General features: G+C 69.1%; 19 protein-coding genes, 1 tRNA gene and 1 riboswitch. Of the genes, 6 read left to right on the top strand and 14 right to left on the bottom strand.

Going from position 1 to position 20,081, the window contains the following annotated elements; genetic code table 11:
* Window positions 1-28 precede the first annotated feature (28 nt).
* The 6 genes from QSK25_RS16050 to QSK25_RS16025 form a co-directional block, all read right to left on the bottom strand.
* A complete protein-coding gene (locus QSK25_RS16050) occupies window positions 29-877 on the bottom strand; it encodes an SMP-30/gluconolactonase/LRE family protein (RefSeq protein WP_285639098.1) in 849 nt (282 codons plus the stop codon).
* Entirely contained in the window at window positions 874-1,779 is a 906-nt protein-coding gene (locus QSK25_RS16045) for a sugar kinase (protein ID WP_285639096.1), read from the bottom strand. Before QSK25_RS16045 ends, QSK25_RS16050 begins: the two co-directional genes overlap by 4 nt.
* Complete coding sequence (locus QSK25_RS16040; protein WP_285639094.1) at window positions 1,776-2,555, bottom strand: hypothetical protein; 780 nt, start codon at window positions 2,553-2,555, stop codon at window positions 1,776-1,778. Before QSK25_RS16040 ends, QSK25_RS16045 begins: the two co-directional genes overlap by 4 nt.
* A 90-nt stretch (window positions 2,556-2,645) precedes the next feature.
* The gene (locus QSK25_RS16035; protein WP_285639092.1) at window positions 2,646-3,539 is read right to left on the bottom strand and encodes a cellulose-binding domain-containing protein; all 894 of its coding nucleotides are present in this window, start codon (window positions 3,537-3,539) and stop codon (window positions 2,646-2,648) included.
* 387 nt (window positions 3,540-3,926) lie between these two features.
* A tRNA-Leu gene (locus QSK25_RS16030) sits at window positions 3,927-4,000 on the bottom strand.
* Window positions 4,001-4,052: 52 nt separating this feature from the next.
* Window positions 4,053-4,334 (bottom strand): metal-sensitive transcriptional regulator, encoded by a 282-nt coding sequence (locus QSK25_RS16025; protein ID WP_090067635.1) that lies wholly within the window; start codon window positions 4,332-4,334, stop codon window positions 4,053-4,055.
* Window positions 4,335-4,659: 325 nt separating this feature from the next.
* Here QSK25_RS16025 and QSK25_RS16020 point away from each other — a divergent pair, with 325 nt between their 5' ends.
* Complete coding sequence (locus tag QSK25_RS16020) at window positions 4,660-5,001, top strand: histone-like nucleoid-structuring protein Lsr2 (protein WP_053737894.1); 342 nt, start codon at window positions 4,660-4,662, stop codon at window positions 4,999-5,001.
* A 111-nt stretch (window positions 5,002-5,112) separates the two neighbouring features.
* Here the strand turns inward: QSK25_RS16020 and pabB are convergent, their stop codons facing one another.
* The 3 genes from pabB to QSK25_RS16005 all read right to left on the bottom strand — a co-directional run bounded on the left by pabB (window position 5,113) and on the right by QSK25_RS16005 (window position 8,514).
* Complete coding sequence (gene pabB / locus QSK25_RS16015) at window positions 5,113-7,098, bottom strand: aminodeoxychorismate synthase component I (RefSeq protein ID WP_285639087.1); 1,986 nt, start codon at window positions 7,096-7,098, stop codon at window positions 5,113-5,115.
* Window positions 7,099-7,189: 91 nt separating this feature from the next.
* Entirely contained in the window at window positions 7,190-8,020 is an 831-nt protein-coding gene (locus tag QSK25_RS16010) for a hypothetical protein (RefSeq protein ID WP_285639085.1), read from the bottom strand.
* Window positions 8,017-8,514: a SigE family RNA polymerase sigma factor gene (locus QSK25_RS16005; RefSeq protein WP_285639084.1), complete on the bottom strand. Its 498-nt coding sequence runs from the start codon at window positions 8,512-8,514 to the stop codon at window positions 8,017-8,019. The genes QSK25_RS16010 and QSK25_RS16005 overlap by 4 nt, the downstream gene beginning before the upstream one ends.
* 89 nt (window positions 8,515-8,603) lie before the next feature.
* Between QSK25_RS16005 and QSK25_RS16000 the strand changes: the two genes are divergently transcribed.
* The 4 genes from QSK25_RS16000 to QSK25_RS15985 all read left to right on the top strand — a co-directional run bounded on the left by QSK25_RS16000 (window position 8,604) and on the right by QSK25_RS15985 (window position 12,338).
* On the top strand, window positions 8,604-9,788 hold the full coding sequence (locus tag QSK25_RS16000) for a metallophosphoesterase (protein WP_352235927.1): 1,185 nt from the start codon (window positions 8,604-8,606) through the stop codon (window positions 9,786-9,788).
* Between the two features lie 108 nt (window positions 9,789-9,896).
* Window positions 9,897-11,063: a type III PLP-dependent enzyme gene (locus QSK25_RS15995; RefSeq protein ID WP_285639083.1), complete on the top strand. Its 1,167-nt coding sequence runs from the start codon at window positions 9,897-9,899 to the stop codon at window positions 11,061-11,063.
* A 34-nt stretch (window positions 11,064-11,097) separates the two neighbouring features.
* Window positions 11,098-11,493, top strand: a complete 396-nt coding sequence (speD, locus tag QSK25_RS15990) for an adenosylmethionine decarboxylase (protein ID WP_285639082.1) — start codon at window positions 11,098-11,100, stop codon at window positions 11,491-11,493.
* 29 nt (window positions 11,494-11,522) lie between these two features.
* Window positions 11,523-12,338 carry a spermidine synthase gene (locus QSK25_RS15985; RefSeq protein ID WP_285639396.1) on the top strand — a complete coding sequence of 272 codons (816 nt, stop codon included), beginning with the start codon at window positions 11,523-11,525 and terminating at the stop codon, window positions 12,336-12,338.
* Between the two features lie 51 nt (window positions 12,339-12,389).
* Here QSK25_RS15985 and QSK25_RS15980 read toward each other — a convergent pair whose 3' ends face one another.
* The 3 genes from QSK25_RS15980 to QSK25_RS15970 form a co-directional block, all read right to left on the bottom strand.
* Entirely contained in the window at window positions 12,390-14,438 is a 2,049-nt protein-coding gene (locus QSK25_RS15980) for a S9 family peptidase (RefSeq protein WP_285639080.1), read from the bottom strand.
* A gap of 85 nt (window positions 14,439-14,523) precedes the next feature.
* The gene (locus QSK25_RS15975; RefSeq protein ID WP_285639079.1) at window positions 14,524-15,294 is read right to left on the bottom strand and encodes a DUF1295 domain-containing protein; all 771 of its coding nucleotides are present in this window, start codon (window positions 15,292-15,294) and stop codon (window positions 14,524-14,526) included.
* On the bottom strand, window positions 15,291-16,517 hold the full coding sequence (locus tag QSK25_RS15970; RefSeq protein WP_285639395.1) for an SAM-dependent methyltransferase: 1,227 nt from the start codon (window positions 16,515-16,517) through the stop codon (window positions 15,291-15,293). Before QSK25_RS15970 ends, QSK25_RS15975 begins: the two co-directional genes overlap by 4 nt.
* A 160-nt stretch (window positions 16,518-16,677) precedes the next feature.
* Between QSK25_RS15970 and QSK25_RS15965 the strand changes: the two genes are divergently transcribed.
* Window positions 16,678-17,349: a COG4315 family predicted lipoprotein gene (locus tag QSK25_RS15965; RefSeq protein ID WP_285639077.1), complete on the top strand. Its 672-nt coding sequence runs from the start codon at window positions 16,678-16,680 to the stop codon at window positions 17,347-17,349.
* 170 nt (window positions 17,350-17,519) lie between these two features.
* On the opposite strand, the gene glyA is transcribed toward QSK25_RS15965, so the two are convergent.
* Window positions 17,520-18,785, bottom strand: a complete 1,266-nt coding sequence (glyA, locus tag QSK25_RS15960) for a serine hydroxymethyltransferase (protein WP_285639076.1) — start codon at window positions 18,783-18,785, stop codon at window positions 17,520-17,522.
* A 13-nt stretch (window positions 18,786-18,798) separates the two neighbouring features.
* A complete protein-coding gene (gene gcvT, locus QSK25_RS15955) occupies window positions 18,799-19,893 on the bottom strand; it encodes a glycine cleavage system aminomethyltransferase GcvT (RefSeq protein ID WP_285639075.1) in 1,095 nt (364 codons plus the stop codon).
* Between the two features lie 99 nt (window positions 19,894-19,992).
* A riboswitch (glycine riboswitch) is annotated at window positions 19,993-20,080 on the bottom strand.
* Between the last annotated feature and the right edge of the window lies 1 nt (window position 20,081).

Here is a 20,081-nt window from a genome sequence, read left to right as displayed (position 1 = left end):
CCCATCACCGGAACGGAGGACATCGCCGCTACTCGGCAGTGGTCCGGGTGTCCGACGACGGGACGTACTCGTCCGCCGGGCGGCCTGGCACGTCCACGTCCACGGCGAAGAGGGCGCCGTCGTGCAGGCTCGGCCGGCGCAGGCCGTGCTTCGCGGTGGTGATGAAGAGGCGGCTCAGGTCGGGGCCGCCCAGGCAGACGCTCGTGGGCTGGCGGGCGGGCAGGGTCACCTCGCGGTCCAGGCGGCCGTCGGGGCGGTAGCGGCGGACGACCGAGGCTCCCCAGAATGCGATCCAGACGTTGCCGATCACGTCTGTGGTCATGCCGTCCGGGGTGTGGTTGGGGGTGTGCACGAAGACTCGGCGGGCGCCCAGTTCGCCGTCGCGGCCCACGTCGAAGCGGTGAACGGTGCCGCGGGCGCTGTCGGCCAGGTAGAGGTGCCTGCCGTCCGGGGAGAACGCCGGGCCGTTGGGGATCGTCAGTCCTTTGAGGACTGGCGCGGGCGTGCCGAGGCGGTGCAGGGCGCCGGTGCCCGGTTCGGTGTCGTAGGCCATGGTGGTGACCCAGAAGCGGCCTTGGGGGTCGGCCACGGCGTCGTTGACGCGCATGCCCTCGCCCGCGAACTCCTGTTGCCGCGGGCCGTTCAGGAGGCCTGCGCCTGTTCCGGTGGCGGCGATGAGTTCGTCGCGGCCCCGCACCGGGGCGACGGCGCCGACGGGTGCCGGGAGGGTGGCCAGTTCGGTGAACGGGGCCGGGACGGTGCCGCGTGTTTCGAGGACGCGGCCTGCCAGCAGGTCCACGACCACCAGCCTGCCGTTGATCCAGCGGGCGCCTTCGCCCAGTTCGAGCTGTTCGAAGTTCCACTGCGTCAACGTCATCGGACGGTGCTCCCCGCTTGCAGGTCCAGCAGTTCCAGGTCGGTCCGGGTGGGCAGGCCCTGCCAGTCGCCCGGTGTCGCGACGGCGAAGGCGGCCACGGCGTTGCCGCGCCGGACGCGGTCGCCGGGGTCGAGGCCGTCGAGGCGCGCGGAGAGGTAGCCGGCCACGAACGCGTCGCCCGCGCCGGTGGTGTCGGCGACGGTGACGCGGTGGGCCTCGGCCGACCACGAACCGTCCGGCGTGTGCACGGTCGCGCCGTCCGCGCCGTGCTTCACCACGACCTCGGGCACCTCGTGGTCGCCGGCGATGGGGAGCTCGTCGTCGGACGCGATCAGCACGTCGACGTTCTCGAGCAACGGCCTGATGGTCTCGGCTGCCTGCGTCGCGGTCCAGAGCTTCGAGCGGAAGTTGACGTCGAGGCTGACGGTGCTGCCGGTCTGCCTGCCCAGGTGGACCGCCTCGGTCACGGCGGCGAGCGCGGACCCGCTCAGCGCGGGCGTGATTCCCGTGACGTGCACGATCCGCGGCACGCCCAGGTCGAACGAGCGCCGGACGTCCTCAACGGACAGTCGCGACCCCGCGTACCCCTTGCGGTAGTAGAGGACCCGGGTGATGTCGGCGGTGCGCGGTTCGAAGAGGATCAGCCCGGTCGACGCGTCCGGGGTGGTCCGGGCGGCCTGGACGTCCACCTGTTCGGCCAGCAGCGTGCGGCGGACGAGCGACCCGATCTCGTCGGCGCCCGTCACCCCCGTCCAGCGCACGGCGTGGCCGAGGCGCGCGAGACCGATGGCCACGTTCGACTCGGCGCCGGCGACGGTCAGCTCCGCGGTCCCTCCCAGGCGGAACGGACCGGCGGCGCGGAACGCCCCCATGGTCTCGCCCAGGGTGAGCACGTCGGTCATGCGGTTCCTCCCACGAGAGCGGTGATCGTCAGCCGCCAGCGCACCGATCCCGACGCGGGCACCACCGCGACCGGACGGCTGGTGTCCGCGCGGTCGAAGGTGCGCCCGAGCATGGGTTCCACGCCGATGCTGCGGTACGGATCGTCTTCGGGCCAGCCCCTCAGGTTGCGCCACAACGCGATCGAGACGGGCTGATCGGCGCACTCGACGCGGAGGTCGAGTTGCTGCTCTCCGTCCACGACGCGGATCTGCCCACGTTCGAGGACCGCGCCGGTGGCGGTGCCGTCGTCGGGGCCGAGCGCGTCGAGGCCCGCAGGCCAGAGGCGTGGGGCGGGAACCGGATCGGTGATCAGCACGGAAGTGCCGGGCGGAGCGGCCAAACGGGCAAACGGGCTCACGTCGAGGAGGGCGTGGGCGGCCCAGACGAAGCGATAGCCGGGGGTGGCGCGCAGCTCGTAGTCGGCGACGATCGCGCCGGCTTCGGAGCCGAGGGCGCGGGTGAGGGTGAAGTCAGGACAGTCCACCTGGGCCCCGTCGGGGGTTTCCCGCCAGGGGCGGCTCCAGGCGTCGCCGTGGTCGGGCAGGCCCCGGACGGTCGGGACGCACTCCTCCAGGCCGCCCGCGTCCACGAAGGCGGCGTTCGGGCTTGCCCCGGCCCGGGCTGGGTCAGGGCGGTGCCAGAGCCACTCCCGGTGGTCCGTGCGGAGCGAGGTCCAGCGGCCGCCGAGGTGGTGGTCCACCTCGGCGTACAGCGGCACGACCCTTGTGACCTGCACTGTTCATCCCCGGCGCGATCAAATCAGTAGTAAATTACTAATTTATCTTGCCACGGGGTGCTGCCGGCGCCAACAGTCGGCGCCCGGCGATCAGGACGTCGTGCAGGCCGCGCCGTTCAGGGTGAACGAGTCCGGCGAGGTGTTGCGACCCCGAGAGGAGCCCAGGAAACCGAGCGAGGCTTCGGCGCCCGGCTGGATGGCGCGGTTGTGGTCGGCGGCGGTGGCGGTGACCGCGGAGCCGCGCTGGGAGGCGGAGGCGTTCCACATGTCGCGGACGGTCTGGCCGTCGGCGAAGGTCCAGCTCAGGGACCAGCCGTTGATCGGGGTGCGGCCGGTGTTCCTGATGGTGATCTGGGCCTGGAAGCCGCCCTGCCACTGGTTGTCGGCGCGGTAGCTCACGGCGCACGGGGGCGGGGGCGGCTGGGTCGTCACGATCGGGGGCGGCGGGGTGGTCGTGGTGACGGCCTGCTGTGAAGGGTCGGGCTGTTGTTGCGACGGGGCGGTGGAGGTGGTCGTCGTCGCAGTGGAAGAAGGGGTGGCGTCCATGCCGTTGCACGGGGCGCCCCAGAGGCCCCGGTCGTCGCGGGCGGCGGCCAGTTCGGCTTCGACCAGGGAACCCGCGGCGTCTTGGGCGCGGAGGATGCCCTCCCGCACCGCCAGCAACGCGTAGTCGGTGCCGTCCTCGAGGCGGAGGTTGACCTCGCCCGGGGTCATGGCGCTGACGCGGACCGCCTTGGCGAGCAACCACTTCTCGGCGAACGCGCGGGCGCCGGGGGCCCAGCAGTCGGCGGGCTGGGCGAGCTGGGAGATGCGGACGCGTTCGCCGCCGTCCAGTTCGATGGTGCGGCCGTCCACCACCGCGCGCACGGTGGCGGACACCTCGCCGCGCGAGTCGTTGATCAGGGTCGGCACCTGGAGCTGCACCGGCGCCGACACCGGACGTGACGGGCTCTCGGTCGTGCACGCGCACACCAGCAGAACCACGAGAAGAGACAAGGACTTCCGAAACACCGAAGGACTCCCGCACACGTTCATGCAATCCAGCACGAACCGTAGCGGCGCCCAGCACCGCTCACATCCGCCGTTCGGCCTTGATCAACGACGGAGGGACCACCGCGCAACGGGCGGAGCCAAGACCAATACTCAACTTCATTACGACGGCACGCCTTACACGCACATCCCACCCGAGCAACAGTGATTCACCGATTCCACAATGGAATGGCCCACACAGGACGGGTCGAGCGAAGCGAAGACCCGAAGCGGGGTCCGGGGCGCAGCGCCCGGCTGGGGGTCTGGGGGCTCGGCCCCCAGAAAACACCACGGGCGAGGCATGGTCTGCGCTTTCCGCAGACATACCTCGCCCGAAGTCCGTGCCCCCGGTGCGACTCGAACGCACACTGGACGGATTTTGAGTCCGCTGCCTCTGCCGATTGGGCTACGGGGGCGTAGCAGGGTGAACTCTAGCGGATCAGTCCAAGGGGTTTGTCCAGGGACCCCCTACGACTTGACCAGCCTGCCGATCGCCGCCGACGCCTCGGCGAGCTTCTCCTCGGCCACCGCGCCGCCTTCCGCCGCGGCTTGGGCCACACAATGCTTGAGGTGCTCGTCGAGCAACCCCAGCGACACGGCCTGCAGGGCCTTCGTGGCCGCGGAGATCTGGGTGAGGACGTCGATGCAGTATTCGTCGTTCTCGACCATGCGCTGGAGGCCGCGGATCTGTCCCTCGATGCGGCGCAGTCGCTTGAGGTATGCGTCCTTGTCCGCGGTGTACCCGTGCATCGGCTCCTGACCTTCCCTACCCCGTGCGGGTATGTCGAGGATACCCGCACCGGTTGGCGGTGCGTTATGTGCGACCACTGCTCCGTCAGCGGGAATGGGGAAGCGTCCGGCAAGCCCAGCAACGGGCCGAAGTGAGACGACTAGCTGCACATTTTGGACCCATAACACCCGTGTGGTTTACCCCGGAAATGCCCCGACCGGGCGGTTGGGGTCACATTTTAGCGGCGAAAGGTTCGCCGTTTTTCCTCGTGTGGACTATGGTGTTGTCGAAGCACGTGGTTACGTCGAGGATCCGCGTGCTATGTGAGTACCCAACGGAGGAACAGTGGCACAGCAGACCGTCGTCCAACTCATCGACGACCTCGACGGCGGAGAAGCCGACGAGACCGTGACCTTCGCACTTGACGGTGTCGAGTACGCCATCGACCTGTCGAAGGGAAATGCGGAGCGGCTTCGTGAGTCGCTGGCGGACTTCGTCGCCAAGGCTCGCCGTGCGGGCGGCCGCAAGCAGCGCAAGGGCACCGGCAAGTCCACGGTGAAGGCGACCGACAAGGCAGAGGCGCAGCGCATTCGCGACTGGGCTCGCGCTCAGGGTCACCAGATCTCCGACCGCGGTCGCATTCCGCAGAACCTGGTCGTGCAGTTCCAGGAAGCGCACGCCTCCTGACCTGCGCGAACACGCGAGGTTTCCACACGTCGGCCGGGCCGCCGGCCGACGTGTTAAACCCTTGAGCCCACCACATCCCGGTTCGTTCACACTATCCCCGGAACGCTCGGTTCATCTGTCGGGAAAGTGCGCTCCGAACAGGCGTAACACGGCAGCGGCCTTGACCGCTGTCTCCTCGAATTCCTCGTCCGGGTCGGACAGCGAGATGACCGCTCCGCCCACCCCGAAACTCACCTGGTCGGAGTTCGCGACCAGGGTTCGGATGACGATGCTGAAGTCGGCGGCTCCGTTGAGCGAGAAGTAACCGAGCGCTCCCGAGTACACCCCACGTGGACCGGCTTCCAACCCATCCAGGATCTGCATGGTCCGGATCTTCGGCGCACCGGTCATGGAACCACCGGGAAACGCTGCCCGAACACATCGGACGGTAGAACTGTCCGGCCGAAGTCGGGCCCGCACGGTGCTCACCAATTGGTGTACGGTCGCGTAGCTCTCGACGTCGAACAACCGCGTCACCTCGACCGAACCGACTTCCGCGCACGTGCCGAGATCGTTGCGGACCAGGTCCACGATCATCAGGTTCTCCGCGCGGTCCTTGACCGATCGCGCCAACGTTGTGCGCAACATCTCGTCGGATGCCTCATCAACGCCCCGGGGACGCGTGCCCTTGATCGGCGATGACTCCACCACGCCATCTCGGCCCACCCGGATAAATCGTTCGGGTGACGTGCTGAGCACGGAGAGGTCACCGAAACGCAGCAACGCCCCGAACGGAACGGGATTTGCGGCGCGAAGCAGCCGATAAGTGTCCCACGGGTCGAGCGAGGCACGCCACGACATCATGTTCGTCAGACAAGCCTCGTACGTCTCCCCCGCCGTGATCGCTTCCTGGCACGCGGCGATCAGCTTCAGGTAGTGCGCGCGCGGATGCCGCAACGTCACCTCGGACACGACCGGCCTCGAAGGTTCGGTCAATGGCGACAGACGAACCAGAAGTGCGGAAACCTCGTCGAACCACGCGTCCTCGCTCAACGACAGCAAATAGACGCAATCATCGGCGTGATCGAGAACGACGGCCCGGTCCGCGAAGACGAACGACGCGTCCGGCTGTTCCGCGCGGTGGGCGAAGTCGCCGCCGCACTCCGCCTTCAGCTCGTACCCGAGGTAGCCGACCCAGCCGAGCGCGAAGTCGAACGGCACGTCTGGCTGCTCGACGGTCCACCGCGCCACGTCCTCGTCGAGCCAGCCGAAGAACGACTCGCACGCCTGCGGGACGCCGTCGAGGGTCAGCACGCGGTCCGCCACCGAGTACTGCGCGACGCGGGCGAGCGGCCCGGAGGCGTCACCGAGGAACGAGAACCTGCCCCCGGTCCCGCTGTCCAGCCAGAACGCGGCCCCAGAAGCGCCGTGGAGCGCCGCGAACGCCTGTTCCGCGTCGACGGCCACAGCGAGCTTCCGGACGTGCACTGGGCGCTGCTGAGGCGCCGGACGAACCTGAGGCGGTTCCGGAACGGCGGCGGTCCGCGTGGGCGTCAGCGCGGCGAAGTTCGCGAGCATCTCGCGCCCCGCGTCCGTGCAGATCGACTCGGGGTGGAACTGAAGACCCCACGCGGGTCTGTCCAGAGCGCGCACACCCATCAGGACGGAGTCGTCGCTCCACGCGACGGGTTCCAGAGCGGACGGCAGATCGGTGACGGCCAACGAGTGGTAGCGCACGACGTTCAACGGCGACGGCAGCCCTGCGAACACATCGACGCCCGTGTGTGTAACCGGCGAGACGATTCCATGCCGCGGCACGGGCGCAGGGCCGACAGTGGCGCCGTACGACAGACAAAGTCCTTGGTGTCCCAGGCACACGCCCAGCAACGGGATCTCGGCGTGGTCGATCACCGCGCGGCAGATGCCGAAGTCGGCGGGATTTCCCGGTCGGCCGGGGCCGGGCGAGATCACGACGTTGTCGAACGACCTCAGCGCGGACAGCCGGAAGCGCGGGTCGTCGTTGTGGACGACCACGGGCTCGGCGCCGTTCACCTCGGCGAGGTGCTGGAAGAGGTTGAACGTGAACGAGTCGTAGTTGTCGATGAGCAGTGTCCGCATTCCGAGGCGGCACTCTACCTGGCAAAACACCCGAAAGGACCAACGAGAGAGGGCGGTCACGAATCGTGACGGCCCCCGAGCATTTCGAAACTCACCTGGCGATGGCGAACCTCGGATCGGTCGCAATCGCGGCCAGCTGCTCGTCGGTGAACACGTCGCTCTCCAGACCGGGGCGTCCCCGCTCGTACCCGACCTGCCGGTCCTGCATGACCGTGACGACCGTGCCGTTGGACGCCCGGAAAGACGCCGCCACGTCGACCTTCCGGCGGTCGTCGACGGCGCGTGCCACACCGACCTGCTGCCCGTTCACGCTGACGTACCCGCAGTCACCGCCGGTCCCGCCCAGCAACAGGGAAGCGGCACAGCTGTCGGCGGTCGCGTCCGGTCCGAGTGCGCGCACGTAGACCTCCAGCACCCCGACGCGGTCTTCCTTCTGCACGGCGATGCGTGCCTGGTAGAACCAGACATCGCTCACCGTGCCCTCTTCCTCGCCGGGTGTGGGGATGGCTCGGAAGATCTCGGACTCGTTGTGGTCGTACCGGGCGTCGTAGGGCTCCAGCTTCGGGATCGAGTACCCGGCGGGGACCACGGTTTTCAGGTCGCCCAGCAGTTTCTTCGCGTTCTCGTACCGCGGCCCGCTGAGAGGGGGCTTGAGGTGGGGAGAACCGCCGGGGGGTCTCGAACTGCTGCTCGGGCCCGTCCCCAGGAGGTGGTCCTCGGTGGCTGCGGGGTTCAGCGCGAACGCCGTTCCCAGGCCGACGCCGACGACCAGCACGGCGACCACCGCCCCGGTGACGGACGCACGCCGTTTCGAACGGGCCTGGTGCGCCTTTTCGAGCGCGATGCCCGGATCCATCGAGGGCGGCGGGCTGCTCGCCACCACCACGTCCTGGAACGCTCGCTTGAGGTCCTCTTCGTTCATCGAACCCTCTCCTGCTCCGAAAGCAGGCCGCGCAGCGTCTGCAGCCCCCGCGCGGCCTGGCTCTTCACGGTTCCTCCCGAACACTTGAGGACCGCGGCCGTCTGCTCGATCGACAGGTCCTCCCAGTACCGCAGGACGAGGCAGGCGCGTTGCTTCGGAGGCACCTTCGCCAGCGCCTCCAGCAACACCACGCGTTCCTCGGGGTGACCGCCCGGCGGGGCCGCCGCGTCGGCGACCTCGTCGCTCGCCGACTCGAACCGGAACCACCCGCGCCGCCGCTCGGACAGGAACGTCCGCACCAGGATCTGCCGGGTGTAGCCGTCCAGCGCCTCGTGCCGGCCGAGCCTGCCCCAGGCCAGGTACAGCTTCGTGAAGCTCTGCTGCACCAGGTCTTCCGCCCGATGCCAGTCGCCGCACAGCAGGTACGCCGTGCCGCGCAGGGCGTCGGAACGGGCCGCGAAGTAGGCCTGGAACGCGGCGTCCCGGTCACTCATCAGGTCTCCCCCTGTCTGCGGTGCCGGGTTACTCACGCCACCAGGGGCCTGGCGGGTTGCACGGAGTTCACGAAACGCATACTGATGTCGTGATTTTCCTTTTGCTCCTCGGCGTCCCCGTCGCGTTGGGCCATTTGTACCTGTGGCGGCGCCTGGTCGTGGACACCACGCGTCCGCGCACGCTGGGTCGTCGCACGGGCACCGTGGCGATCGTCGGCGCCTTCCTGGTGCTGATGAGCGCTCTCGTCGTCACGCGCCGTGTGCCGCCGGAGTACGGGAAGTTCTTCGCCTGGCCCGGGTTCGTCTGGCTCGCGGTGCTGTTCTACCTGGCGCTCGCGCTCGGCATCGCGGAGATCCCGCGGCGGATCCTGCTCCGGCGCGCGGCGGCCGCGCCGGTGCCGGTCGGCGCCGGCGCCGAGGCCGTGGAACCGGTCGAGGTCGTGCCGGACCCGTCGCGGCGGCTGTTCATCGCGCGCTCGGTCGCGATCGGTTCCGGTGTCGCCGCGGGTGGTGTCGTCGGATACGGCATGACGCAGGCGCTCGGTGACCCGCAGTTGCTGAACGTGCCGGTGACACTGGACAAGCTGCGGCCCTCGCTGTCCGGGTTCCGTATCGCCGTGGTGAGCGACATCCACCTCGGGCCGCTGCTCGGGCGCTCGCACACCGAGCGGATCGTGCGGATGATCAACGAGCAGGAGGCCGACCTCGTCGCGATCGTCGGCGACCTGGTGGACGGCACCGTCGCCGAACTGGGCGAGGCCGCCGCGCCGTTGAAGGACCTGGTGTCGAAGCAGGGCAGCTTCTTCGTGACGGGCAACCACGAGTACTTCTCCGGGCACGAGCAGTGGATCGCGGAACTGGACAGGCTCGGCGTGAACCCGTTGCGCAACGAGGGTTTGACGGTCGCCGGCGGCATCGAGGTCGTGGGCGTGAACGACGTGACCGGGAAGTCTTACGACGACGGACCGGACTTCGGCCGGGCCCTCTCGGGCCGGGACCGGAACAACCCGGTCGTCCTGCTGTCGCACCAGCCCGTGCAGGTCAGCGACGCCTCTTCACACGGCGTCGACCTCCAGTTGTCCGGTCATACACACGGCGGACAGATGGCACCGTTCAACTTGTTCGTACCGCTGCAGCAACCCAGCACCGCCGGGTTGTCGAAGGTGGACGACACGTGGCTCTACACCAGTCGTGGCGCGGGTTTCTGGGGTCCGCCGGTGCGCGTCGGCGCCCCGCCGGACATCACGATGATCGAGCTGCGATCTGCTGGGTAAATCACACTCGCCTGGACTGGCTTGCGCACTTGCGGTGTCCAGGCCGTAGAGTGGACGGCCGTGCCCGCGTACGGAACGCGAGGCGGATGAAGGGGGACCCCTGGGGAAATGACCGAGAGCTTCGCCGTTGATCGGCGCAACGAGGCAGAGGCTCGTATTCGGCGTTTCCTGGACCAGGAGAACCCGTCGACACCGTGCTTGGTGATCGACCTCGAGACGATTCGCGCGCGCTACCAGGCGATTCACGCCGCGATGCCGTTCGTCGACATCTTCTACGCGGTCAAGTCCAACCCCGAGTCCGACGTGGTCGCGACGCTGGTCGCGCAGGGTTCGCAGTTCGACGTGGCGTCGCCCGCGGAGATCGACCTGTGCCTGGCGCGCGGCGCCGCGCCGTCGTCGATCTCCTACAGCAACCCCATCAAGAAGGCCGCGGACATCGCGTACGCGTACTCGCGTGGCGTGCGGATGTTCGTGTCGGACAGCGAGCAGGACGTGCGGTTCGTCGCCGAGCACGCGCCCGGTTCGTCCGTGCTGGTGCGGATTCTCGTGCACAGCAAGGGTTCCACCTACCCGTTCGGCAACAAGTTCGGCTGCGATCCGGAGATGGCGACGGATCTCTTGCGGCTGGCGCACGGGCTGGGGCTCGTTCCTCTCGGCGTCGCGTTCCACGCGGGATCGCAGCAGCTCTCCGTGGAGGGCTGGGACTCCGGCATCGCCGACGCCGCCCTGATCGCCGCGAAGCTGCGCGCGGAGGGCATCGAGACGTCGACAGTGAACCTGGGCGGCGGGCTTCCCGCCGTGTACCAGGAGTCGACGCCCTCACTGGAGGCCTTCGCCTCCGCCATCGAGGCTTCGGTGGCGCGGCACTTCGGTTCCGCGCGGCCCAGGGTGATGATCGAACCGGGCCGGGCGATCTCCGCCGAGGCAGGCATGATCCGTTCGTCGGTGGTCCTGGTGTCGCGGAAGTCCTATTCGGACGAACGCCGCTGGGTGTACGTCGACATCGGTCGCTACCAGGGCCTCGCCGAGACCGAGGGCGAGGCGATCGCGTACCGGTTGCGGACCTCGCGCGACGGCGGCGAGACCGGCCCGATCGTGCTCGCGGGCCCGACGTGCGACGCGGACGACGTGATCTACCAGCACACCCGCTACGACCTGCCGCTCGACCTGGTCGCGGGTGACCACGTGGACATCCTCCACGCGGGCGCCTACACCTCCTCCTATTCGTCCGTGTGCTTCAACGGCTTCCCGCCGTTGGCCACGTACTGCATCTAAGACCGTTTGCACATCACATAGTTTGGAGTGATTGATGTCCGAAGCGCCCTGTCAGACCGAGGAGACCGTCGGTTTGTTCGCGGGACAGCACGTACTTGCAGAGCTCTCGGGTGTGAGTGCCGAACTGCTCGACGACGAGCAGTTCCTGAAGCACGCCCTTGGTGAGGTTCTCACGCAGGCCGACGCAACCGTGCTGGAGGTGATCTCCAAGAAGTTCGATCCCCAAGGAGTCACCGTGCTGGCCCTGCTGTCGGAATCCCATGCGTCGATCCATACCTATCCCGAAGTGGGTTCGGTGTTCGTCGACGTGTTCACCTGCGGTACGCGTGCGAAGCCCGCGCTCGCCGTCCAGCTACTCGCTGACGCCCTGGGCGCCGCTCATGTGAGCACGGATCTCGTCACTCGTGGCGTCAAGGAGCATGTCGCGTGAACACGATCAACGAGCCGCTCGCCGAGGGCATGACCCGCCACTGGCGCGTGGACGAGGTGCTGGTCGACACCAAGACCGACTTCCAGCACCTGGTGATCGCCCGCACGGCCCAGGGGTTGTCGCTGTTCTGCGACGACGACCGCCAGTCGACGGAGTTCAGCCAGCTGACCTACCACGAGGCCCTGATGGTGCCGGCGCTGCTGCTGGCCGACACCGTCGAGCGCGTGCTGGTCATCGGCTCCTCCGAGGGCGTCGTGTGCCAGATGGCGGTCGAGCACGGCGCGTCGGTCGTCGACCACATCGACATCGACGAGCAGGCCGTGAAGCTGTGCGCGGAGCACCTGCCGTACGGCTACACGGTCGAGGAGCTGGCTCTCGCGGAGAAGGGCGACGGCCCGATCCGCGTGCAGTACATCGACGGGTTCGAGTACATCCGCACGACGTCGGAGAAGTACGACATCGTGCTGGTGGACCTGCCCGACGAGCGTGAGGAGGAGGCGCAGCACAACCGCCTGTACGGCGCCGACTTCCTGCGCATGTGCAAGGCGCTGCTGCGTCCCGGTGGCGTCGTCGTCAACCAGTCCGGTTGCCAGACGATGTGGCGCAACACCACGCTGATCCGCTCCTGGCAGCGGTTCAACGAGGTGTTCGACACCGTCGCGTACTACGGCTCCGACGAGCACGAGTGGGCGTACCTGTTCGGGCGCGCGGACGTCGTCGAGGACCCGACGGCGCTGATGGTCGAGCGGTTGAAGACGGCCGGGTACCAGCCGGAGTCGATCGACGACCTGGCGTTGGTGGGCAACAGCATTCCGCCGTACCGGGTGCGGCAGTCGCTGGCCTGATCGGCGTTTTCGGACGGGGCGCTTCCTCTCGGGGAAGCGCCCCGTTCTCGTTCACCCCAGGGACTGCTTGAGGAAGTCGACCTGCAGGAGCAGCAGGTTCTCCGCCACCTGTTCCTGCGGGGTCATGTGCGTGACGCCGGAGAGCGGCAGCACGGTGTGCGGGCGGCCCGCGGCCAGCAGGGCGCTCGACAGGCGCAGGGTGTGCGCGGCCACGACGTTGTCGTCGGCGAGGCCGTGGATGATCATCAACGGGCGGGAGAGCTTGTCCGCGTCGTCGATGAGCGAGTTCGTGTCGTAGACCTCGGGCTTGTCGTCCGGGTGGCCCAGGTAGCGCTCGGTGTAGTGGGTGTCGTAGAGGCGCCAGTCGGTCACCGGGGCGCCCGCGATGCCCGCGTGGAAGACGTCGGGGCGGCGCAGGACGGCCAGCGCGGACAGGTACCCGCCGTAGGACCAGCCGCGGATCGCGACCCTGGTGAGGTCGAGGTCGGGCTCGATCTCCGCCGCGGCTTCGAGGGCGTCGACCTGGTCCTGGAGGGTGGCGCCGGCGAAGTCGAACGCGATCTCCCGTTCCCACTTCGGGCCACGCCCCGGCGTGCCGCGGCCGTCCGCGACGATGACCGCGAACCCCTGGTCGGCGAGCCACTGGGACGCCAGGAAGGCGTTCTGGGCCGAGACCACGCGCTGGGCGTGCGGGCCGCCGTACGGGTCCATGAGGACCGGCAGCCTGGTGCCCTGGACGTGGTCGCTCGGCAGCAGCAGGGCTGCCCGCAGACCGCGCTCCCCCAACGTCAGCATCTTCGGCCGTGCCCTGATCACCGGCGTGTCGGCCCACGACTCGATCACGTGGCCGTCGACTTCTGCCTTCGTACCGTAGGTGTCCAAAGTGGCCGAAATCTTGACAACCGTGCGGCCGCCCCGGATCGCCGAGTGCACACCATCCTCAGTGGACAGTCGCTCGGTCTTCTGGCCGACCTCGTAGACGTGCGTCTGCGTCGGGTCGTCCTCGGAGGCGGCGACGAGGATCGAGTCGTCCCGCACGTCGAGCACGCGGCGCACCTGCAGGCCGGACGTCACCACGTCGTCGCCCACCTGGAGCGCGTACTCGTCGCCGTGCGCGACGATCCGCACGAGCCTGCCGTCCGGCGTCCAGGCCGGGGCGCCGTCGGTGACCTCGAGCCACACCGGGTCGGTCTCGACCACGAGCTCGGTGACGGCACCGGTATCGGGCGTCATCGTGTAGATGCGGCGGGTGCGCTGGTCACGGGTCTGCGTGACGATCAGCGGCGCGCCACCGGAGGACCAGTGCACGTCGTTGAGGTAGTCGAAGTCGACCAGCACCGGCACGAACGTGCCGTCCAGCGACACCACGTGCAACGACACCGCGGCGTTGGCCGTGCCCGCCGCCGGATAGGCGATCTCGGTGGCCGCCGTGCCGGGGTTCGCCGGGTCGGCGATGTACCAGCGCCGCACCTCGGAGTTGTTGACCCGCGCGGCGATGAGGCGGGTGCCGTTCGGCTCCCACCAGTACCCGCGGTAGCGCGACATCTCCTCGGCCGCGATGAACTCGGCCAGCCCGAACGTGACGTCCTCACCGTCCGGCACCGCGACGGCGTAGTCCTCACCCGACTCGAGCTCGACCACCCGCAACGTGCCGCGCGTGACGTACGCCACACGCTGCCCCGTCGGGTCGACCCGCGGGTCGATCACCCCGCCCTGCGTGGGCAACTCCCTCGCCGTGCCGCCGACCAGGTCGGCCACGAACAGCCGCCCGGACAACGCGAACGAGGCCACCGAGGCGTCGCGCGACAGCGCGTACCCCACGATGCCCGCGCCGGACTCACGCGTGCGCTCGCGGCGTGCCTTCTCCTCGGCCGGCAGGTCCTCGGGGTCGGACAGCAGCGCGGCCGGGTCGGCGAGCAGCCGCTCGGCACCGGTGGAGGTGTTCAGCTCCCACAGCGCGTTCGCCCGGCTCGTGGCCGTGGCCGGGCGCAGGAAGAAGACGCGGCCGCCGTCCGCCGACACCGCGAAGGTCCTCGGTGCGCCGACGGTGAACCGCTGGGTGCGCGCCTGTTGGCGCGGAAACGAGATGTCATTGCCCACCCGGCCACACTAACCCGCGCGGGCTCGCGGCACGGGCCTGGTGACGTGCGCCGGCGGCAGGAAGTCACCCGCCGCCGGCGCCCGATCAGCTCACCTTGCTCTTCGGCGGCAGCGGGAAGAACCCGCTCGTGCGCCGCACGTAGTCGGCGTAGCCGGGTCGCCGCGACACGATGTCCTTCTCCAGCAACGGCTTTCCACTGCCCTTCGCGAGCAGCCACGTCATCACGATCGGGCCGATGACCGTGAGCGCCGACTGCCACGAGTGCAGGGCGAACAGGAACAGGCCCCACCACACGACCGAGTCACCGAAGTAGTTCGGATGCCTGGTGTAGCGCCACAGCCCGCGGTCCATCACGGCGCCCTTGTTCGCCGGGTCCGCGCGGAACCGCGACAGCTGCCAGTCCCCCACGGCCTCGAAGACGAAGCCGACCACCCACAGCGCGACGCCCAGGACGTCCAGCACCCCGAAAGGTGCGTCGAGGTGCTGTGCGGCCTGGACGGGGAGGGAGACGATCCACATCAGGACGGCCTGGAGCAGGTACACCCGGTACATCCGCAGGCGCGGGTTTCCCTTGGCACGCCTCAGGATGTCCTGGTAGCGCGGATCCTCGTCCTTGCCCCGGTTGCGCGAGTGGATGTGCACGCCCAGGCGCACGCCCCAGATCACCGTGAGCGCGGTGACGACGAGCTGCCGAGTCAGTTCGCCCTCCGCGAGCAGCAGGGTCAGCACCGCGATGACGGCGAAGCCGGGACCCCACACGGAGTCGATGAGGTCGTAGCGCTTGCGGGAGTCGGCGTACAGGAACAGGCCGCTGAGCAACACCAGGACAGCGACGAGGGTGATCAGGTACGTCATCGGGCCACCAGCTCACGACGCACGCGCGGCATGCCGCTGCGGCCGTTCTCGCTGCGGCGCACCGCGAGGATCTGGTCCACGCCCATCCGGCCCTCCTCGAACGTCAGCGCGCCGCCCGCGAGGTACAGGCGCCAGACGCGGGCCTGGCCCTCGCCCACGAGCGCGACGACGTCGTCCCAGCGTTCTTCGAGGGTCTCGGCCCAGGCCCGCACCGTCCACACGTAGTGCTCGCGCAGTGCGTGCACGTCACGGATCTCGAGGCCGGCGGCCTCCAGGAACGCGGTGGTGGCGCTGACCGGGCGCATGTGCATGTCCGGCGCCACGTACGACTCGATGAACGCGCCGCCGCCGGGTGCGTTGTGGCCCCGCGACATCTGTTGCAGCAGCAGGCGTCCCTCGGGCTTCAGGAGCCGGTGCAGGGTGGCGGCGTAGGTGGGGTAGTTGCTCTCGCCGACGTGTTCGCCCATCTCGATGGTGGAGATCGCGTCGAACGGCTCGTCCTGCACCTCGCGGTAGTCCTGCAGGCGCACCTCGACCCGGCCGGTCAGGCCCTCGGCCTCGATGCGCTTCAGGATGTGCGCGCGTTGCTGGGCCGAGATCGTCACGCCGGTCGCGTGCACGCCGTAGTGCTTCGCGGCGTGGATGATCATCGAACCCCAGCCGCAGCCGACGTCGAGCAGGCGCATGCCGGGCTCCAGGCCCAGCTTGCGGCAGACGAGGTCCAGCTTGTTGTGCTGGGCCTCGGCCACCGACTCGTCCGACGACGTGAAGTACGCGCACGAGTAGGCCATGCTCGGGTCGAGCACGAGTTGGTAGAAGTCGTTGCTCAGGTCGTAGTGGTGCGAAATGGCGTCACGGTCACGCCCCTTCGAGTGCAACGCCCCGCGCAGCCGGGCTTCCTCCTTCGGCGCGTCCGGGTTGGGCCCGAGCACCTTGAGCCGCAGAGCGAGCTTCACGACCTCCGCCACGCGGGGCCGGCGCGTCACGCCCCGGCGCACGAGTCCCCAGATCTGCGAGAGGCCGAGCGCGAGGTCACCCTCCACGTCGAGCTCCCCGCTCACGTACGCACGCGCGAGGCCCAACTCGTTCGGACTCCACACGAGCCGCCGCAGCGCGTCGCGGGACCGGATCACGAGGACCGTCCCGTCCTGCGGGCCCGCCACGCTCCCGTCCCACGCCCGAATTCCGATCGGCAACGGCGCACCCAGCACCCGTTCGGCCATTCCCGCCAGCTGACCAGCGACGACCACCTTGCACCTCCTGCGTGACCTGACTCCCCCCGACGTTCGAGACAGCAAGAGGTTCGGTTCGTTTCTGAACCGAGACGCAACCCCGGCCGTATGGCCTCGATAGAGCGAACGGATGGACAAGGAGGACATGAGTGTGATCCGACGTAACCGCATCGCCATCGGGCTCGCCGCGGGACTGGCAGTTGTGCTGGGTCTGGGTGTCTGGAGCGCCACGGGCAGTGGCTCGAGCAACTCCAAGCCGGTGGCACAGACCGAAACCGACCTGGGCGTCCTCGGTGACTACGGCGACGTGGGTCAGCCCCCGGTACTCCAGGAGCCCGCGCAGGCCCCCGAGACTCAGGTGCAGCAGCAGGCCCCGGAAGCTCCCGCGCAGCAGCAGGCACAGCCGCCCGCGGCCGCACCGGTGAGCTCGATCAAGCTGGTCGGCAAGGCCGTCGAGAAGATGGGCAACGTCGTCCAGGACGGCGACGGCCGCACCCTCTACCGCTTCGACAAGGACGTCCCGAAGCCCGAGGGCAAGTCCAACTGCAACGACCAGTGCGCCGTGACGTGGCCGCCGGTGCTGTCGGACTCGATCCCGCAGCTCGAAGGCGTCGACTCGAAGCTGGTGTCGCTGATCACCCGCGCCGACGGCAAGAAGCAGGTCGCCATCGACGGCTGGGCCCTCTACACCTACTCGAAGGACCCGGCTCCCGGTAAGTGGGCGGGCCAGGGCATCGGCAACACCTGGTTCGTGATCCAGCCCGACGGCAAGCGCAACGTCGAGTGCCTCCCGCCTGGAACGGTCGTGGCGCCCGCTGCGTAACACCCCCACAGTCCCGTTAGGACGGTCCATCTGAAAGACACAACACCCTGACACGGTGACACCCCGGCCCTGGGGAAGGGGCCGGGGTTCCCGTCGTTTTCGCTCCGGGGCAACGAGAAGGGGCGCCACCCGAACAGCGGGTGGCGCCCCTTCGTCGTCCGCGAAGCAGATCAGAGCGTGGAGTACAGCGGGTGCTTGGCCGCGAGCACCTCGACGCGCGCACGAAGCTCCTCGACAGCGGCGCCCGGCTTGAGGGCCTCCGCGATCACGTCGGCGACCTCGGTGAAGTCCACCTCGCCGAACCCGCGGGTCGCGAGCGCCGGCGTGCCGATCCGCAGGCCCGACGTCACCATCGGGGGACGCGGGTCGTTGGGGACGGCGTTGCGGTTGACCGTGATGCCGATCTGGTGCAGCACGTCCTCGGCCTGCTTGCCGTCGAGCTCGGAGTTCACCAGGTCGACGAGGACCAGGTGCACGTCCGTGCCGCCGGTGAGGACCTTCACGCCCGCCGCGGCCACGTCGGCCTGGGACAGGCGGTCGGCCAGGATCCGCGCGCCCTCGAGCGTGCGGCGCTGGCGGTCGGCGAACTCGGGCGACGCGGCGTGCTTGAACGCCACGGCCTTCGCCGCGATCACGTGCTCCAGCGGGCCGCCCTGCTGACCGGGGAACACCGCCGAGTTGATCTTCTTGGCGATGTCGGCCTCGTTGGAGAGGATCACGCCACCACGCGGACCGCCGAGGGTCTTGTGGGTCGTGGTCGTCGTGACGTGCGCGTGCGGCACGGGCGACGGGTGCAGGCCCGCGGCCACGAGGCCCGCGAAGTGCGCCATGTCGACCATCAGGTAGGCCTCGACCGAGTCCGCGATGCGGCGGAACTCGGCGAAGTCCAGCTGGCGCGGGTAGGCGGACCAGCCGGCCACGATCAGCTTCGGGCGGTGCTCCTGGGCCAGGCGCTCGACCTCGGCCATGTCGACGCGGCCGTCACCGTCGGAGACGTGGTACGGCACGACGTTGTAGAGCTTGCCGGAGAAGTTGATGCGCATGCCGTGCGTCAGGTGGCCACCGTGCGCGAGGTCCAGGCCCAGGATCGTGTCGCCGGGCTGGAGCAGCGCGAACATGGCGGCCGCGTTGGCCTGGGCGCCGGAGTGCGGCTGGACGTTCGCGAAGCCCGCGCCGAAGAGCGACTTGATGCGCTCGATGGCGAGGCGCTCGACGACGTCCACGTGCTCGCAGCCGCCGTAGTAGCGACGGCCCGGGTAGCCCTCGGCGTACTTGTTGGTGAGCACCGAGCCCTGGGCCTGGAGCACCGACACGGGGGTGAAGTTCTCCGAGGCGATCATCTCGAGCGTGCCCTGCTGGCGCGCCAGCTCGGCCGCCACGGCCTGCGCCACCTCGGGGTCGTACTCCGCGAGGGAAGCGTTGAACTGGTCGGACATCGGAAAGATCTCCCTACTTGGCGCGCTTGTAGAACGGAAGTGCGACGACCTCGACCGGCTGCTTCTTGCCGCGGACGTCGACCAGCAGTGGGGTGCCGGGCTCGGCACTGGCCCTGTTCACGTAGGCCATGGCGACGGAGTAGCCGAGGGTCGGGGACAGCGCGCCCGACGTCACCTCGCCCACGACCTCGTCGCCGTTGAGGACCGCGTAACCGTGGCGGGGCGCGCGGCGCTCGGGCGTCTTCAGTCCGACCAGGACCGAGTCCACATCGGACTCCGACACCTTCGTCAGCGCGTCGCGGCCCACGAAGTCGCCGGGCTTGTCGAGCTTCACGACGCGGCCGAGACCCGCGTGGTACGGCGTGAGCGAGGTGGTGAGTTCGTTGCCGTACAACGGCATTCCGGCCTCGAGGCGGAGCGTGTCGCGGCAGCCGAGACCGCACGGCTTGAGCTCGTGCGCCTCGCCCGCGGAGAGCAACGCCGCCCAGACCGCGGAGGCGTCGGCGGGGGCCACGAACAGCTCGAAGCCCTCCTCGCCGGTGTAGCCGGTGCGGGCCAGCAGCGCGTCGACGCCGGCGACCTGCGACGGGTACGAGGCGTAGTACTTGACCGTCGACAGGTCCGTCTCGGTCAGACCCGACAGGATCTCGACCGACTTCGGGCCCTGGATCGCGATCAACGCGTAGTCGGTGGACTTGTCCGCGACGACCGTGTCGAACCCAGCGGCGCGCTCGACCAGGGCTTCAGCCACCACTGAAGCGTTGGAGGCGTTCGCGACGACCATGAACTCCTCGTCGCCGAGGCGGTACACGATCAGGTCGTCGATCACGCCGCCGTCGGCCTGGGTGATCATCGTGTAGCGGGCCTTGCCGACGGCCAGCGCGGAGATGTGCCCGACCAGCGCGAAGTCGAGAGCCTCACCCGCCTGCGGACCGGTCAGCACGATCTCACCCATGTGCGTGAGGTCGAACAGGCCCGCCGACGTGCGCACGGCGTGGTGCTCCGCGAGTTCGGACGAGTAGCGCAGCGGCATCCGCCAGCCCGCGAAGTCGGTGAACATCGCGCCGAGCTGCTCGTGCTCGGCGTTCAGAGGCGTGAGGCGGGACATCAGAACGCTCCTCCAGGGTGCGCCGAAGAGCCGGACGCGGCCGGCTGAGGCATCAGAAGAATGACACGGTCCATCGGAGACTCCTCACTTGAGCGAGCCTCCCCCTCTGTCATGAGCCTGAGAGCTTCGCCACCGGAGTGGCTTGCACCGTGGGCGAGGCTGCCGAGCAGCCTGCTTTCCAGAGTTGC

Source organism: Lentzea sp. NBRC 102530 (assembly GCF_030269365.1).
Taxonomy (GTDB): Bacteria; Actinomycetota; Actinomycetes; order Mycobacteriales; family Pseudonocardiaceae; genus Lentzea.
The sequence above is the reverse complement of the archived record's forward strand: the minus strand, read 5'-3'. Positions and strand labels throughout refer to the sequence as shown.

Bases quoted from the DNA above. Each gene is read 5' to 3' on its own strand.
- QSK25_RS16025 (WP_090067635.1), bottom strand. From the start codon at position 4,334: ATGCACGGGTACACCGCGGACAAGGACGCATACCTCAAGCGACTGCGC.
- pabB (WP_285639087.1), bottom strand. From the start codon at position 7,098: ATGCGGACACTGCTCATCGACAACTACGACTCGTTCACGTTCAACCTC.
- gcvT (WP_285639075.1), bottom strand. From the start codon at position 19,893: ATGTCCCGCCTCACGCCTCTGAACGCCGAGCACGAGCAGCTCGGCGCG.
- QSK25_RS16045 (WP_285639096.1), bottom strand. From the start codon at position 1,779: ATGACCGACGTGCTCACCCTGGGCGAGACCATGGGGGCGTTCCGCGCC.
- speD (WP_285639082.1), top strand. From the start codon at position 11,098: ATGTCCGAAGCGCCCTGTCAGACCGAGGAGACCGTCGGTTTGTTCGCG.
- QSK25_RS15975 (WP_285639079.1), bottom strand. From the start codon at position 15,294: ATGACGTACCTGATCACCCTCGTCGCTGTCCTGGTGTTGCTCAGCGGC.
- QSK25_RS15995 (WP_285639083.1), top strand. From the start codon at position 9,897: ATGACCGAGAGCTTCGCCGTTGATCGGCGCAACGAGGCAGAGGCTCGT.
- QSK25_RS15985 (WP_285639396.1), top strand. From the start codon at position 11,523: ATGACCCGCCACTGGCGCGTGGACGAGGTGCTGGTCGACACCAAGACC.
- QSK25_RS15970 (WP_285639395.1), bottom strand. From the start codon at position 16,517: ATGGCCGAACGGGTGCTGGGTGCGCCGTTGCCGATCGGAATTCGGGCG.
- QSK25_RS16050 (WP_285639098.1), bottom strand. From the start codon at position 877: ATGACGTTGACGCAGTGGAACTTCGAACAGCTCGAACTGGGCGAAGGC.
- glyA (WP_285639076.1), bottom strand. From the start codon at position 18,785: ATGTCCGACCAGTTCAACGCTTCCCTCGCGGAGTACGACCCCGAGGTG.
- QSK25_RS16005 (WP_285639084.1), bottom strand. From the start codon at position 8,514: ATGAGTGACCGGGACGCCGCGTTCCAGGCCTACTTCGCGGCCCGTTCC.
- QSK25_RS16010 (WP_285639085.1), bottom strand. From the start codon at position 8,020: ATGAACGAAGAGGACCTCAAGCGAGCGTTCCAGGACGTGGTGGTGGCG.